General features: G+C 63.7%; 4 protein-coding genes. All 4 read right to left on the bottom strand.

Translation table 11 applies throughout. From position 1 onward, the window contains the following. Positions 1 to 205: 205 nt before the first annotated feature. Positions 206 to 12778 (bottom strand): filamentous haemagglutinin family protein, encoded by a 12573-nt coding sequence (locus tag J3P79_RS13145; protein WP_434611213.1) that lies wholly within the window; start codon positions 12776 to 12778, stop codon positions 206 to 208. Between the two features lie 214 nt (positions 12779 to 12992). Then, positions 12993 to 14180: a substrate-binding domain-containing protein gene (locus J3P79_RS13140; RefSeq protein WP_434611211.1), complete on the bottom strand. Its 1188-nt coding sequence runs from the start codon at positions 14178 to 14180 to the stop codon at positions 12993 to 12995. A gap of 392 nt (positions 14181 to 14572) precedes the next feature. Continuing rightward, positions 14573 to 15784, bottom strand: a complete 1212-nt coding sequence (gspF, locus tag J3P79_RS13135) for a type II secretion system inner membrane protein GspF (protein ID WP_434611210.1) — start codon at positions 15782 to 15784, stop codon at positions 14573 to 14575. After that, positions 15784 to 17202: a type II secretion system ATPase GspE gene (gspE, locus tag J3P79_RS13130; RefSeq protein WP_434611208.1), complete on the bottom strand. Its 1419-nt coding sequence runs from the start codon at positions 17200 to 17202 to the stop codon at positions 15784 to 15786. Before gspE ends, gspF begins: the two co-directional genes overlap by 1 nt. Positions 17203 to 17209 lie beyond the last annotated feature (7 nt).

The raw sequence follows: 17209 nt of genomic DNA, 5'->3' as shown, positions 1-17209 counted from the left end.
TTGAGAGGGTGCAGGTGGCCTCGTGGGAGCAAGGCCGCTCGCGATAGCGGAGAATCCAGTCGAGGAAGTGTTGAGTTCGATGCCGTCATCGCGAGCAAGCTCGCTCCCACAGTAGCCGGAGGTGGACACACTTCTCATGTCTGCCTCAAACCAGTGTGGGAGCGAGCTTGCTCGCGATGGCAACGACTCGGTTCTACTCCAGGCGCTACAAGCTCAACCGCCCCCGCTCTTCATCGGTCAACTGCTGCCGCGCCTGCTCATCCAACGGCCCGGCGCCCAATACCTGCACCGGGCTGGCCGGGTCGTAGGCACGTGGCGCTGCACGGCTGGCGCCGTCGCGTGTGGGCGCCAGTTGCTCGGAGCCGAAACTCACCACCTGCACCGTGAACACCGAGGCCTGGTTCTGCCGCGCCGTGTTCTGCTGCTGCCGCGCCACATCTTCCGCCGCTTGTGTGGCCGAGGACGCCGCCGAACTCGCCGAGGTGATGGCCCCGGTGTTCACCGAAGCCGCCAGCGGCACGCCCGTGGACTTGCCCTGGGTCTGGATGTTGGCCGCGTTCACCACGGTCAACGCTGCGATGTTGACGTTGCCCGACACCCGGATCCCCGCCTCGCCCGCATCGATGGTGCCCAACGGCGCGATCAGGTCGATGTCCCCCGGCGCCACTTCCGGAATCGGGTTGAGAGTAGCGATACCCGCCCCCGTGCTCGGCACCGACGGCGACAGGGTCACGTTGCCCCAGGTGTCGTACAAGCGCTTGGGCGGCGTGTAGACCACGGTGGTCTTCGAACCGCGACCGGCGTTGATATCACCCTGGGCCGACCAGCCGAGAATCGAACCGCCAAAGGTGGTCATGATCCGGCTCTGCCCCAGCAGGATGCTGTTCTTCGCATACAACTGGATATCGCCCTCGCCCTGGGTGATGACCCCGGCGGTGGACGGCGGCGCGTTGCCTTCGATACCGAACGTCTGTCCGCCACCGGGAGTGAGCATCTGAATGCCGCCACCAAAATCGGTGTGCACCCCTGCCCCGCCAAACATCGTGATATCGCCCTTGTAGGTGATCGCGTTACCCGCCACATCCTTGCTTGGGAACAACCAGTCGATGGCCTCCCGACCGCGCAGGTAACTGCCCTGGCGGACGCCGTCGACTTCGTTGTACTCACGACCACCGGCCTTCAACTCGGCAAAGTACACGTCCCGTGCGAACACCCGCTGCTGCTCGGCCGGCAGCGCCGCGAAGAAACTGCGAGCCTGTTCGGTGTCGCCGCTGAAGCCGAAGCGCGCCTTGAGCCATTTCACCAGCTCCGCTTCGTAGGTCTTGGCCACCTTGCCATCCTGGTCCGCCAACGGGACGCCGGCCAGGGCCTGGTTCGCCGGGTCCAGGTACGCCTTGACGAAGCGCTGGTAATCCGCGCCGTCGAGGCCCGCGCCGGCTTGCAGCACCAGGCTCGCCCCGGATCGCGAATCCCCCGGCACCACGGCGCCGATACTGGTGATGCTGACCTTGTCATCCATCAGGATATTGCGCCCGGCGGTGATCTCCAGCAGGCCGGGGCCGGCGACGTTGAAGCTGCTGTAGAGGATGTCGCGCCCGGCTGAAACGATTGAGATGTCGGTGGGGTTGTTGTGGATGAAGAGGTTGCCGGCGCTGGTGTAAGCCCCTGCCGGGGAGTTGTTGCTCAAAGAGCCGCCCAGTGGAATCCCGCTACTGACGATGTCTCGTCCTGCCATCATTCGTACAGCTCCGGCGCCTTCGTAGGCGATTCGCCCTGGCCACCTGCCAACGGATGCCGATGTCATCGACCGTCCGCTGGTGACGGCCAGCAAATCACCCTCCAGCGCATAGAAGCGCGCAGGGTCGTCATTGAGGGCCCATTCACCGGAGGCGCTGCTGGTGTCGAAGGCAAACAGCGGCAATATGTTGGCATCAGGGCGAGCGAGGTTGCCATCGGCGGAGAGATTGCTGGCTTTTATGACGGGACCGGATTCGACAGTCTCGACGATACCCACAAAGGCTGGCCTGAACGGCGTTGCCAGGGCTGCGGAGGATGCACCGGAACGACTGACCGACATGTCGCCGCCGTAGATGGAATCGCCGGCCATGAATTGCAACTCACTGTTGATGCCGGGAGCGAGCAACAGGGCTGGACGATTGTTGCCGTCATAACCTGTTCCATCCCATACCGAGGAATTGCCATAGTAAAGGCTGCCATTGGCCGCCACAGCCCTCACGATCGATGGGTAGACCACCGCCAGATCCGTCTCGACCTCTGGGACCACAGGCGTCAGATTGCCTCCCGATGACCACAAATCAACTGCCGTGTTGGCGGTCCACAACGTAAACCAACTTACCCCCGATCCGTTGGTTGCATCAATTTTGAAGGGCGAAACGCTCATCATCGGCGCCCGGCCCGGGTCTGCCACGTCCATCACGACCAGGTCGCCCGAAGTGGTCAGGTTAAACGTCGCATCGCCCGGCATCAGGGTCAGCCCGCCTGTTGGCAGGCTACGTGTGGCTCTGAAGGAATCGTACGCACGCGTTTCCCCCGGAGACTGTGCCGAAGCAACGTTGCCATAGCGCAGGTCGATCCGACCGATGGCGCCGCTGTCGATCTGCGCGTGGCCCCGCAGGTTGATGACCGCACCGTTCAGATGCCCGCTGACGAACGCGCTATCGGGATTCAAGGCGCCGCCTACACGCAGGTTGAGATCACCACCACCGGTCAATTGCAGGCTGCCATCAGCGCCCACACGCCCGGTGCTGCCCACGGCAAGAACCAGTCCTTGGCTGCGGCGGTTGCTGCGCGGCTCAAGAAGACTCCCCACCATTTGATCGATTACCCCGGCATCGCCCGCGACCTGAACATTCAGGTCGCCCCCGCCCAGCGTACCGATACCGGTAAAACCAACCATCAGGTCAGCATTGGAGGAATCCTGCGCAGCGGTGTAGCTACCAAAGTTGATCCACCAGGCGGACGGTTGTGCCCCGGTACCCGTGGCGACTGAACCGTTGCCTTGACGCCACAGCCAGTTACCGACGTTGACCGTGTCGTAACCGGTGTCGTTTTGGTTGGGCCGCCCGTAATTGCTGCTAGAAACATCCATGGCGTTGCCGATCAAGTCACCACCGACCTTCAGGGACAGGTTGCCACCGGAGTCGGGGTACCAGGCGCGATAGACACTGTTGACGCCGCCATCCACGAACTGCTCGTTTTCACCTAGTGCATCATTGAGCACCTTGCCCGCCGCCCCCAGCGCCTTGGGCTGGTTGTACGGGTCGCTCGCATAAGTCGTACTGGCCGAACTGCCAGCGGTATAGACGCCGTACAGCGAGTCCATGTTCAAATCACCCGCCGACAGCAGCTCCAAGTCCGCTGCGCCGGTGCGAATGACACTCCAGCGCTGACTGCCGGCTTTGTAATCGGTTTGCCCGGAGGCCAGGCACCAGCTTGGATTTACGGAGCACAACTCAGGCCAACCGATGGCATCGAAATCAATTGGCTGGCCGGCGAGGCTTGGGTCGCCCCATTCGATTGCACCGGCTTCAGTCCAGACATAGCCGCTGCTTGCCTGGCAATGGCTTGGTAAATCAGTACAAAGGGAAGGATAACTAATGGCATCGAAGTCGATCGGCTTGCCCGCCATACTGAGGTCGCCATAAAAATCCAATGATCCGGCTTCTGTCCATAACATTCCGTCAGCCTTGGCCACACCAAACATACCGTAGTGACTATCGGCCAAATGCAGATCACCACCCGCCAGCACCGGCCGCACGACCCGACTGTCCGCCGCCTGCGTATCGGCACCGGCCACCAGTCGCAACGACCAGGACTGCGAGCCCTCGGCCAGCATCGGCGCGATGGCCCAGTTGCTCCCCGCCACTTCCGGACGCAACTGCACCGACTCGACACCGGCCGGCAACTTGATGTCGGTACCTGAAGGAATTTTCGAACCCACACTCAGTGCCAGGGCGCTGCTGAGACGCAGCACATTGGTCAAGCCGTTACTCGCGCCTTCAATGTCTGGCAACGCAACGCCTTTGGGCCAGATCAGGTTGCCTATCGTTGCGCTGCTGCCCAGCAGGCTGCCCGCCCCCAGCACCGTGCCCGCCTGCAGGGTTTGGGTCGAAGCCAACAACGTGCCGGCCGCGAACAGCAGATTGCCCTGTGCGTCATGCACCGCCGCGGCCAGCACCGTGCCGGCCGGCAGCACCATTGGCTGTTTCAGCGTGGCGGCGACCGGCAACCGCGTTCCCGCAGCCAGGGTGGCGCCCTTGAGCGGCACGTCGAAGTTGAGCACCGAGCCGGCCGGGAACGCGGTGTCCACCTCCAGGGTCACGCCAGTGCCAGGCACGACAATATCGCCCGCCGCAAAATCAATGCCTGGCAACAGGACCCAGCCCTTGTCATCGTTGCTGGCGGGCGGCTGGGCAAAACCGTCGGTGATGCTGCCGTAGATGTTCAGGTCACCGCCGGCGCGCAGCGTCAGGCTGGCGGATTCGCCGGAGCCGTAGACGTTTTCATCCAAAACGTTATGCGGATTGAGGCTAGCATAGCGATATTGCGACAGGTCCAGATCCCCCTGGACCACCAGGTCGCCATCGGCCGTCGCACTCACCACTTCCACGCCGGGGCGCAGATGGAACACGTCGCGATAGCGGCTGTTGTTCAGCCCGGCGAGTTTGCGCTGCAACAGATCGTTGTTGTCGTGAGCGTTGGTGATAAAGGCGGTGTTGTCGTCATGCACATCCTTCAGCCATGCCTGATTGATGACCTGATAAGGCTTGCCGCTGGCCGCCGGCACGTTCACCAGCGGCGCGTCGCTGTATTGCCACGTAGCAACCAACGCAATCGAACGGGCGCCTTGTACGTCCAGGGCACCACTGGCATCGATCGCCACGTCGCCCCCCGACATGCCACTCAGTCGTGGCGCGCTGAGTTGCAACGTCCCGCGAGGCCGACCGTCGTTCATACCGGACGCACTGCCCAGCGCGACTTCGGTACCGTGGCGCAAATCGATACGCGCGCCGTTACCCAGGGTCAGGAGACCTTCCCTGGCGGTCAAGTCAACGATGGCACGGTTCGGCGAGTCGATGATCTTGCCGTAGCTGTCCACCCGCAGGCGTCGACCATGGGCGTCAAGCACGGCACCGCTGCCCAGGGTCAGGGCATTCTTGGCAGCCAGGTAAATGCTGCCGACCCGCTCGCCACTGGCGTCCACCGTGCCGCTGACCAACAGGCTGCCGTTGTCCAGGGACACGTCGATGGACGAAGCCTTGAGTTCGTTGCCGATCACCAGGTCGCCCTGCTTGACCTGAAAGCTGCGGGAGCCGAACACTTGGCCGTCGTTCAAGCGTTGGTTCAACGCGGCGAACTGTTCGCTGAGGCTGCCATTGCCACCCAGGCGCTGGGCCTGGATTTCCACGCCACCGGCCAGGTACGGCATGAGCGTGCCACCGGCGTCGTATTCGCCGGTGCTGCTGGCGAGGATTTGTCCTTGCAGGTCAACGACCCCCGCCGCGCTGCCCAAGGCCACGGCGCTGAGCCGCCCGGCCTGGTTGTGGCGCGCCGAAAGGTCGATGCTGGAGCCACCCGCCTGGCGGATGTTGCCGTTCTGGCTTTTCAGGATGACTTCGCCACCGGCGCTGTAGCGGGTGACGTCGTTGAAGGTGACCGCGCGACCTGCCACGTCGATCAGCGACCCGTCGGCCAGGGTCAGCTCATCCGTTGCGCTCAGGGTCAGTTTGCCGCTGGGCAACACCACCGCGCTGGCCAGGTTGAGGCTCGCGCCCTTGAGCGACAGCTCGCCACCGAGCCCCGAAACGGTGCCCGGCTTGGCGGTTGTGCCTGCCACGTTGAGTGCGCCGCCTGCGGTGATACGGTTGATCGAACCGGCTTCACCGGTGAGCAACGGAGTGAGAATGTTCAGGTTGCCACCGCTGTAGGCGTAGCCCGTTTTAGCGTCATAGGCGCCCTGGCTCTGATACACCGCCAGGCTGCCTTTGTGATTGGCGGTCAGGCGTTCGCTGGCACTGAGGTTGACGTTGGCAAAGCCCAGCGCCAGCCGATCCAGGGTAGTGATCGAGCTCGGTTGGGCGAACTCGCCATAGCCGAACTCGATACGCTGGGCCTGGATGTCCAGGCGACCGGCGCCGGTGCCGGCCCCGCCGGCAATCACCGAACCCGGCGCGCCAACGGCGCCGTTCCAGATCAGGTTGGCGGTGCGGATGCTCGCCACGTCGTTGTCGGTGCCTGCGCCATAAATGGCCGGCGTGCTGAGCATCAGGTTGGCCAACCGCGACTTGCCCGTCGCCGGGTCATAGGTGTCGAGGCTGACGGTGCCGTAGAAATTAAGCGCCTGACTGGCCGACAGTTCGAGGGTTTCCAGGGCCGGAGCACCGTATTCGGTGTCTCCGCGCAGCAGGCGATCGAGCACGGTCTGGCTCAGGGTCAGGCCGGCCGGCAAGACCTGACGCGCCGCTGCGTCGCTCAATGCCGGGGCGGTGCCGACGTTGATATTGCTCAGGGCCAGGGTCAGGTGACGGGTGCCGTAGCGCACCTTGTCGTCCAATTCCAGGCTCCCTCCGGTGGCGGCGACGATGCTGCCCTCGGAATGAATTCGGGTGACGCCGCTGCATGGCGTCAGGCTGCAGCCGCCGATGTTGATGGTGCCGCTGCTGCCCGATGAGGGCGCCAACACGTTGAGCAAGCCGTTGGAGGCGGCCAGCAAGTTCTGACCACTCACATTGAGGGCATAGATAAAACCGTCATGGGCATCGTAGGCAGCCGCGCCACGACCAATGGTATTGATGGCGGCGCCTTGTTCCATCGACACCTCGCCGCTGGCCAGCAGGAAAACCTCCGGTGCCGCCAACGTAACGCCTTCACGCAAGATCACTCTGGACGAGGTTCTACCTCCACTGCTCGAGGGCGTGATGTAGTTTCCGCTCTGACCATAGAGCGTCAAGAACTGGCCGCCAATAACCTGACGCGATGCATTCAAGGCATTCAGGCTTTCGGCATTGAGGGTCACGCCCTCGAAGCCGGCCGTGGCCCCGCGCCCATCGGCAACGACCTCCAACGCCCCATTACCTCCAACCACCGTGACGGTACCGCCGTAGCCACCTTTTTGAGGCGCGAACTTGCCGATGCCTTTAAAGGAGAACGCCTGATCTCCCGCTCCTGGCACGAGCTTCAACTTCAAAGTCTTGGCGTCCACCGGCAACAGGGCTCGTGGCACGCCCAGGCGTGCGGCATCGGCTACAGCGAACTGGGCGTAGCTGGTTTCGTTGTACTGCGAATAGCGGCGCAGCACATCGCCCGAAGTCAGGATGACCTGGCTGGACAGACTGTTGCGCTGCCCGGTATTGACCACCGACAGCACCCCGGCGGTGGTCCAGGAGCCGTTGCGCATCTGCAACGCACCCGCCGTGGAACCCTGACCCGCCAGACCGTTGACCTCGACCCGGAACGCCCCCGGCAGCAAGGCATAGGTGGACGGCATCAGCGTATAGGTACCGGCGGCCAGCCCCGGTACACCGGCGCCAATGGTGATTTGTTGTCCGATCCTGGGGTCCACTGCGCCGCCCTCGGGCGCCACTGGCGCGTATGCACTCTGGTTGCCCGGCACAATGGCGTAGACCGGGTTGCTGGACAGGCCCGGTAAAGTAAAGCCGCCGTTGGCACCGATTTGCACCAGCGGGTTGAAGCGCGCGTCGGTGGAGCCGCCACGGCCGGAAATGAAACCGGCACCCAGCAGATCACCGCCACCCGAAAGATCGAGTACCGAGCCTTCCTGGGCCGCAACAGACTTTCCGCCCAGAATCACACCAATATTCAGATCCCCGTTGCCATAGGAGATGGCCCCTTGCCCCAGAAGCACCACCTTCTTGCCCGCGTACTCATAACTCTGACCATCGACGGTACCGCCGTAAGGCAGTACCAGACCGAGGCCACTGACTGAAGTGAGGCTGTTCGGCAGCAAGTCCACTTGGCTAGTGATGCTAGTGCCGTCGTTGGTGCCGACCTCAATCAACCCTAGCGGAGCCCGCACCACCCCGCCCTGCTCGATATTCGCACTGCCCAGTTGTAAGTGACCGAATGCCGAATAAGGTACCTGAGGCGTGACCTGGGTAGTCCGCCCGATGACCAAGCTGCGCGCCGGGTCGTAGGCAGAGGTGCCATTCAAGCTATACCCCGCCAATACCCGGGCCCCGACCCCGGTCGCCGGATACAGTTGCGCCGCTTGCAGGATCATGTCCGAAGGAGTCATTAATTGCGTGGTAAAGCCCGTAGGCAATCCAGCGCTGGAGAATCCCGCCAGGAAGCGCAAATCACCACGGCTGCTTAACTGGACCAGGTCGAACCCGGCGCGCTCCAACTCGACCGTGGTGCCATTGGCCTGTCTCAACGTGCCTTTGCTGCTGAAACTCACATTGCCCTGTACATCCAACAAGTCGGCGTTGACGGAAAGCACCGCCTTGTTCGCAAGTGGCGATACGTCGCCTTCGATCAGCGGTCGGGTATAGGCATCCATATTCGGTAGACTGGCCGCCGGCCCCGCCAGCAGCAGATGAGCTGCATTAAGTTGAACACGGGTGTCGGCTGGCGCGGCTGTGCTCAACCCGAAGCTACGCGCATATAGGCTCAGGCTTTGGCCGAGGGACAGCGACACGTCGCCACCGATACTAATAATGCCGTTACTCAGCAGAGACAGGCTGTCGAAGCCGCCCGCCTGGACCTGGTCCACACCCAAACTCCCATGCCCATAGATCAACGAATCCGCCGAGGCCTCGGCGGTGTCGCTTAGCGGGCTCGCCTGGGCGGTTTGTCCCAGCACCAGTTCACGCACCTGCAAGACCCGGTCATTGACCGCGCTTTTCAGGTAATACGGTGTCTCCAGCGCCACCGACAGACTGCCCCCTGCCGCACCCGCGCCACCCGAACGAGCGCTGAACTCACCGTCCAAGTACAAACCATTCGCCGACGCCAGGGAAATACTGCCACCGTTGCTCGTCACCGATGTGCGTCCCTGGCCAGGAACATCCAGCATCGCCTGGCTGCCATCAGCTTGCAGGCGTGACCCCTCGCGCATCACCACGAACAATTCCGGCGCCGAAGCCGATCCTTTCGCGACATCAATCTGACCACCAATGACAATCTGGCCGCCGTCGCGCACCAGGCCGTAGGTCCGGCCGCGCACGTCCTGGGCGGTCACGGCGCGACTGGAGACGTCGATCAGCGCCTGCTCGCCCAGCCAGATGGAACGACCATGGCCCTGGGCATTGACACGTTCACCGTTCACATCATTGATGCTCAATCCGCTGAGGCTGACCCGCCCGCCCCAGGCGTTGAGCGTACCGTTGGCAGTCAGTTGACCGATGCTGCGCACATCGATGCCTTGGCCCGGATCGACGCTAATCACGCTGCCCTTGCCCAGGTTCAATACTGTGCTGACCATGTCTGCCGCGCTGGAGTTCGCGGTGCCGGCATTGAGGCTCAGGCTCGCACCCCGGCGCTGGGTGAGAACGCCTTTGATCGCATCTTCCTGATACAGCTGCGGCGTCCAGCGCTGCAACGCATCAGCCGGTTCCGCATCGCTGCCGGTGCTCAACGCCTGCTCGCCGAAGCGGTACACCGGCATCGTCACATCGACCCGGGTCCCGTCGGCTACCGTCAAGCCATGGTTGCCGGCGATGTCATAGGCGGAGAAACCCTTGTCGAAGAAATCGCCGCCCAGTTGTAACGTTCCGGGCTCCAGTGGCGAACCGCTGTTGCCGATCAGCACTTTATTGGCCGCCAGCTTCAAGGTCCCGCCGCCCGTCACACCGGTGCCGCGCAGCTCTCCGTCCAGGTTCAAGGCACCGTTGTCGAACAATGCGCTGAGGCCGGCGGTCAGGGTCAAGTCACCGCCCTTGCCGCCCCGCGTCTTGCCATCGGCCATGACGGCGGCGCCGGAGCTGACGTCGATGAGGCTGCCCTGGCCCAAGTCGATATCGCCGCCGCTGCGGACGGACACCCTACCGCCGTTGATAAACGGTAGTCCCTGGCGATCGCCGCCATCCAGCAGCAGATTGCTCCACAGGCCGGCGGTGTTCAGCGTCACGCCATCGGCCAATGCGACTTTTGCCCGCTGCCCGGCGACCGGCGAAAGTGTAACGTCCTCAATCTTGAAATTATCGGTCCTGACCTGTTCAAGCACGTTACCCAATGCAATACGACCACCACGGGCAGTCAGGTTGGCATCCACTTCAATCTGCGGCGCGAAAAGCGTGATATCGCCGCCGTCGGCCACCTTGAGCGCGCCATCGACCTGGATGCTTTCACGGGCTGCCACCTTGAGCGCGCCGAGCTGGAAGTCGTTGAGCAACCCGTTATCCAGCACCAACTTGCCTTGCCGATCAGTTCCGACCACGGAGGTCAGGTCCAGGCCTGCGGCAATCTTGTCGGCCACCTCGCCCACCGTGACCTGATCGAAGGTCGGGTTCAGGCCACTGTTGATCACGCCGCTGGCCTTGTCATAAATCGGCGTGTAACTGCCGACCCACAACTGCGCCCGTCGGGCCACTGCATTTTGCGATTGCTGGTAGCCGTCGAGGTTGAGGTTCGGTGCCTGGGTCTGGCGTTCACCCTGGTAGACCTCGCCGACGATCTGACCTTCCAGCACCGCGTTGCGGGTCGACACCACCAGCTTGCCGGCGTCGCGGCCGACGGTGTAACCGGCTTCGAAACGCTGGCGCGGAGCGATCAGCGGGTTGTAGTAATAATCGGTCTGGCCCCAGCGTTGGCTGTGGTCTTCGTAGCCCTTGTAGACGCCGGTGTAAAGGATGTCTCCCGGCGCCCTGGACACCTCATACAAGCGGCCATTGGCGCCCTTGAGCCAGGATTGGCGCAGGTAGCCACTCTGCACATCCAGGGTGCCGCCGGACAGGTTCAGTTGCGCCGCTTGCTGGGTCACGACGTCGTTGCCGGTGAACGTCAGCGTACCGCCCTGGGCCGCCCATTCGCCGACACTGTGCCCCCGGGTGCCAAGATAACCGCCGACTTCGAGCAAGCCACCCGCCGTGTACCAACGGTCGGTGGCGTAGCCATTGGTGCCCGCCGGGACGTAGACCAGATCCCGCACATCCACCCACACGTCGTTGTTGGTCAACTTGCCGCCTTCGCGGTTGACCGAGGCGTCGCGCTGTTCGTTGCCCTGGACGTTAACCTTGATGGAATTGGACTCCATCGCCACCTTGACGCCGATGGCGCCGGACACATCGATCACCGCGCCATCGCGCACCAGGCTGCGACCGGCCGCGCTGACCGCGACCTGGCCGCCGGTGGCCAGGGTGATGGAGCCGTCCTGGAAGTCGACGCTGCCGCCGCTGACGATCTCGACCCGCGACTGATCGCTGCGGTCGACCACACTGCTGAGGTTGTTGAACCGACCGCTAATCAGGTTGTTCGGCGTGCCGTCCAGGCCGGCCGGTCCGGCATTGCGTTGGCTGTCCAGGGCGCTGCCGCCCGCCGCATCGAGCAGCACCGCCGTGGCGCTGCCCTGCCCCAGGGTCACGCTGCCGGTGCTGTCGCTGAAAGCGTTGAGCAGGTGCACGGTGCCGCGGGTGTCCACCGAACTGCTCGCCACCGCCACGCCGTTCTGCTGCACGCGATGCCCAGTGAGGGTGATGTCGCCGGTGCTGGCCTGGATCAGGCCGCTGTTGATCACCGTGCCGGCGCTGCTGCCCGACTTGAGGGAGGTCGCGACCTCGTTGCCACGGGTGGTGGAGCGCAGGTTGCCGCTGGTGCCCTGGCCCCGGCGGATGTAGAAGCTGTCGCCCGCCGCCAGGGTGGTCTGGCCCTTGGCGGTGATGATGGAGCCGGCGTTTTCCACTTCCGAGCCCAACAACAAGGCATACCCGCCCCCGGCGGTGGAAGTGGCTGCGCGGTGGGTTTCGATCAACGCGCCCTGCTGCACGTGGATTTTGCCGGCCGCGTCGGTGAAGGTCGGTTGGCTGCCGGTGGCATCGACGTACAAGCCGCGCTGGCTGAACTGCTCATCGCTGATGTTCGCCGCCACCGCCGCCAGGTTGCGCACGTTGACCTGGCTGCTGCCGCTGAACACGATGCCGTTGCGGTTGACCAGCATCACCGTGCCGTTGCCCTTGATCTGACCCTGGATCTGGCTCGCTCGCGCCTGGGGGTCATTGACCCGGTTGAGCACGGCCCAGTCCGACTGCTGCTGGAAATCCACCGTGGTATTGCGCCCGACGTTGAAGGTTTCCCAGTTGAGAATCGCTTTGTCGGCGGTCTGCTCGATCTTCACCGTGGTCTTGCCGCCGGCCTGGGTCTGCTGCGGTCCCTTGGCGTTGAGCCAGCCCTGGGTCAGGCTGTTGTCGACCTTGAGCCCGCCCTCGCCCAAACCGTCGGGCACCATCTGCACCTGGCCGAGCGCGGCTTGCCTGCCCGCCGCCTGAGCCGCCTGCTGGGCGGCGATGGCGGCCACGGTGTTATTCAAATGGGTCAGCGAGCGCTGCAACTGCGCATTGGCCCGTTGCTGCTGCGCCAAGGGCGGCGGCATGCCGGGCTGCGCCGTCGTGGGCCGCCCCGCGCCACCGGCCTGGGACGCGCCCTTGGCGGCAAACCAGGCCGAACTGAACGCCGTCGCCGCATGGGCATTGCCGGCCACCATCAACAACGCAATGGCCTGGGCCAGCGGCTTGAGCCGCAACATCGACAACTCGCCATCGCGACGGGGTGCATTCAGGTTCGTCTGGGGTTTGCAGCGCAGCATCCTACTCATCCTTCCGGGTTCGCTCTAAGGGGTCGCAACGCAGTGCTATCAAGCTGCCAGCGTTGGTTATAGGGGATAGGCGGTTACAACCGCTCGGGACCGAACGGATGTCATGAAAATTTCATGTGGCTGTGTTGGTACGGCTGTGACGCAAAAAATCAGCAACGGCTTGCGCCGTTGCTGATCGGGTATTGCGGGTCGTTCAAGCGTGGGCTTACAGCGGACGACCGATGGCGTTGCAAGTGTTGGCGTGGCCGATGCTAAGGGCGTTGGTAGCGGTCAGGAAGCTGCTGCGAACAGCTTGCTTCCAGGCAGCTGGCAACGGCACAAAACGGTTGGCGGTGATAGCGGCATCGTTGCTGTTAGCCACAGTTGCGTTGTAATGACGGGTGAAGAAATCACGCACCTGAGTGGTTTGTGCAGCGTTGGCGTAGCACTGGCTGAAGATCACGTTGGTGAAACCCAGGATCGGGTAGCCGGTGGTTGGGTAAACCACGACGCTTGGATCGTTAGGGTTAGTGGTTGCGGCGAACACTGGCACCCAGGCGTTCGGGTTGGCGCGGTTGGCGGCGGCTGGTACTGGAACAGCAGCGATGGCCGCCGATACGTTGGCAGGAGCTGGGGAAACACCAGCGACGCGGGCAACCTTGGTGGCGTCATCCAGACCGGCCAGGGTGGTAGCGGCGTAATCCGGACTCATGTAGGTGATGCGACCTTGGACAGCGTTCACCGCATCCATCACAGCCTGGCTGCCAGTGGCGGCTACGGCGCCGGCTGGCAGGCCAAGGCTATAGCTGGAGGCGAAGTTGGTGGTGATGGCGAAAGTGCCGGGCACAGCGGGTACAGCTGTAGGGCACTTGGCGTTCAGAAAGCGGGTGAACAGTTCGGTAGTACCGCTGCTCTCAGCACGATAAGTCACAGTGATCGGGCCGGAACGGCCGGAACCGGTGATTTGGTTCCAGTCAGTCAGCGTGCCGGCGAATACGCCGCACAGCTGAGCGACGCTGAGGTCAACGTTGGCAGTGCCGGTCTTGTTGAACGGAATGGCAACCGAAGTGGCGACCGAAGGCACCTGGATCAGTGGACCCCAAGCGGCACCGTGGTTGGTAACGTAGCCATCCAGTTCAGCCTGGGAGAGCTTCGAATCGCTGCCAGCCCAGTGCACGTTCTTGCTGGTGTTACCAGCAACGAAACGGGTGTAGTCGTTGTTCAGGAAAGCGGCCTTGCCGGCACCGCTGCCTACGCCGATGTAGGGAGCGAAACCGGCAGTCAGTACGCCGGAAGTCTGGTACAGAGGCTGAGGCAAGGTAGCACCACCGCCGTTGACATCAGCCATGGCGGCCTGAGCGGCGCAGAGGCCAGCGAGGGTCAGGGATACCGCGAGAACGTTGCGCTTAAACATGAAGAATCTCCTTTCATCGTGTTCGTACGTAGGTTGGGTTACGCGTGCTTGCCGTCATGGCGCTCGGTCCTGTGCCGGTGGCGATGGGGTGAGGCCATGGGTTAGAAATTCGCAGTTTCCAGTGACAGATAAAGGAAAAAACCTCGGGAGCTGAGGGCTGTTTTGCAGGTTTTTTTCTCGGGTGTTCGAGGGCTCTGGGCTGTGGTTTCAGGCCGGTTTTGCGGGGATACGGCAAGGGTGGTCAACGAAGTCGGCGGTAGGCGGTCATGCGGCGAGCAAACATGACAGAACGAGGAACCCGAGTTTGGGGTGGGCGAGGCTCGGGAGGTGTTGTGGCGCTGGAAAAATATTTGCAGCTTTCGTGGCGAGGGAGCTTGCTCCCTCGCCATGGGTCATTGGACTAGCTGATTGATCTCGATGATCGGCAGCAGCACCGCCATGACGATCACCAGCACCACCCCGCCCATGACCACGATCATCAGCGGCTCCAGCAGCGCGGTCATGCCCATGGCTCGGCGTTCGATGTCGCGGGACAGGGTTTGCGCGGCGCGTTCGAGCATTGGCGGCAGGCAGCCGGTTTTTTCGCCGCTGGCGATCAGGTGGATCAGCACCGGCGGGAAGACTTTTTCCACCCGCAACGCCGCCGCCAGGTTGACGCCTTCGCGGACTTTGGCGGTGGCATCGCTGACGCTGAGGCTCAAGCGGTCGTTGGACAGCGTTTGGCGCGCCGCTTCCAGCGCTCGCAACAAGGGCACTCCGGCGCCGCCGAGAATCGCCAGTGTGGAGGCGAAACGCGCGGTATTGAGGCCCAACACGAATCGCCCGATCAGCGGCAGGCGCAATACCCTCGCATGCCAATTCAAGCGTGCCGCCGGTTTACGCAGGTACAGACGCCAACTCCAGAAGCCACCGGCCAGAACGGCAAAGCACAACCAGCCCCACGCCCGAATGAAGTCACTGGCGGTGAGCATCGCCAAGGTCAGCCCAGGCAAATCCTGGCGTGCCTGGGAAAATGCGCTGACCACCTGCGGCACCACGTAGCTGAGCAGGAAAATCACGATGGCGACCGACACCAGCCCCACCACGCCGGGATAGATGAACGCCGTGAGGATCTTGCCCCGCAGGTTGTTGCGCTCTTCGATGTAGTCAGCCAGCCGCTCCATGACCTGGGCCAGGTCGCCGGACTCTTCACCGGCCGCAATCAGCGCCCGGTATATCTCCGGAAAATCCCGGGGCCGCGCCGCCAAGGCTTCGGCCAGGCGCATACCGCTGCGCACATCGGCGCGTACCGCGCTCAGGGTGTGGGCGATGTGCTTGCGCTCGGCCTGTTCCACCGTCGCACTCAACGCCGCCTCCAGTGGCAGGCTTGCCCCGAGCAGGCTCGCCAGTTGCCGGGTGGCCCAGGCCAGGTCGTTGTCCGAGAGCTTGGCGCTGAACAATCCACCGCCCGTGGCTTGCTCGGTGTTGCGCTCGAGCTGGACCTGCAACGCCGTCAGCCCGCGACTGCGCAACAAGCCGAAAGCGGCGCCCTGGCTGTCGGCTTCCAAGTGTCCGGACTCGATCTTGCCCTGGGCGTCGGCGGCTTCGAAGCGATAGCGATTCATCAGGCGTCCCGTGTCACGCGCAGGATTTCTTCCGGGGCCGTGGTGCCACTGCGCACCCAGCGTTCACCGTCCTCGCGCATGCTGAACATACCGGCCTGGCGGGCGGCGGCGCGCAGTGCCTGCTCCCCTGCCCCCTGGTGGATCAGCGTGCGGATGTCATCGTCGATGCAGAACAATTCATGAATACCGGTGCGCCCGCTGTAGCCGGTCTGGTTGCAGCTTGGGCAGCCCACCGGCCGCCAGGTGCCGGGCGTGGCTGGGTCGGGTTGTTTGCACTGCGGACATAAGCGGCGCACCAATCGCTGGGCCAGCACGCCGAGCATCGACGAGGCCAGCAGGAACGGTTCGACGCCCATGTCGATCAGGCGGTTGATGGCCGACACCGCGTCGTTGGTGTGCAACGTCGCCAGCACCAAGTGACCGGTGAGCGAGGCCTGCACGGCGATTTGCGCGGTCTCCAGGTCACGGATCTCACCGATCATGATGATGTCCGGGTCCTGGCGCAGGATCGCCCGCAACGCCAGGGCGAAGGTCATGTCGATCTTGGCGTTGACCTGGATCTGGCTGATGCCCGGCAGGTCGTATTCCACCGGGTCTTCCACGGTGAGGATGTTGTGCACGCTGGCGTCCAGCCGGGTCAGGGCCGCGTAGAGGCTGGTGGTCTTGCCGCTGCCGGTGGGGCCGGTAACCAGGACGATGCCGTGGGGCTGGCGGATCAGGTGATCGAGCTTGCCCAGCACGCCGGGGTCCATGCCCAGGGTTTCCAATTGCAGGCGTCCGGCCTGCTTGTCCAGCAGGCGCATCACCACCCGCTCGCCATGGCCGGTCGGCACGGTAGAAACGCGGATGTCGATCGGTCGCCCGGCCACGCGCAAGGCAATCCGGCCGTCCTGGGGCAGGCGTTTTTCGGCGATGTCGAGCTGGGCCATGATCTTAATCCGCGACACCAGCGCGCCGTGCAACGCCTTGCGCGGCGAGACCACGTCGCGCAGGGTGCCGTCGACGCGGTAGCGCACCACTGAATGGCTTTCGTAGGGCTCGATGTGGATGTCGCTGGCCTCATCCCGCGCCGCCTGGGTCAGCAAGGCGTTGATCATGCGGATCACGGGCGCGCCGTCCTGGGTGTCCAGCAGGTCGGTGATTTCCGGGATGTCCTGCATCAACCGGTCGAGGTCCACCTCATTCTCCGCCGCGCCGACCACAGCGGCGGCATTGCCGGTGTCGGCGTAGGCCGTGTTGAGCAAGCCATCGAGTTCCTCGTCACGCACCCGCTCCAGCCGCACCTCGCCGAACTGACGGCGCACTTCACTGATGGACCAGCCCGGCGTGGACGGGCACACCATCAGCACCGCGCCCTCTTCGCACTGACGCAATACCAGGCGCTGGGCCTTGGCCCAGGCGTATGGGAGGGTTTTCATGAGCCTC

The sequence above is a fragment of the Pseudomonas sp. R1-7 genome, from assembly GCF_051132105.1.
GTDB lineage: Bacteria > Pseudomonadota > Gammaproteobacteria > Pseudomonadales > Pseudomonadaceae > Aquipseudomonas.
This window is presented reverse-complemented; position numbering and strand designations above follow the sequence as displayed.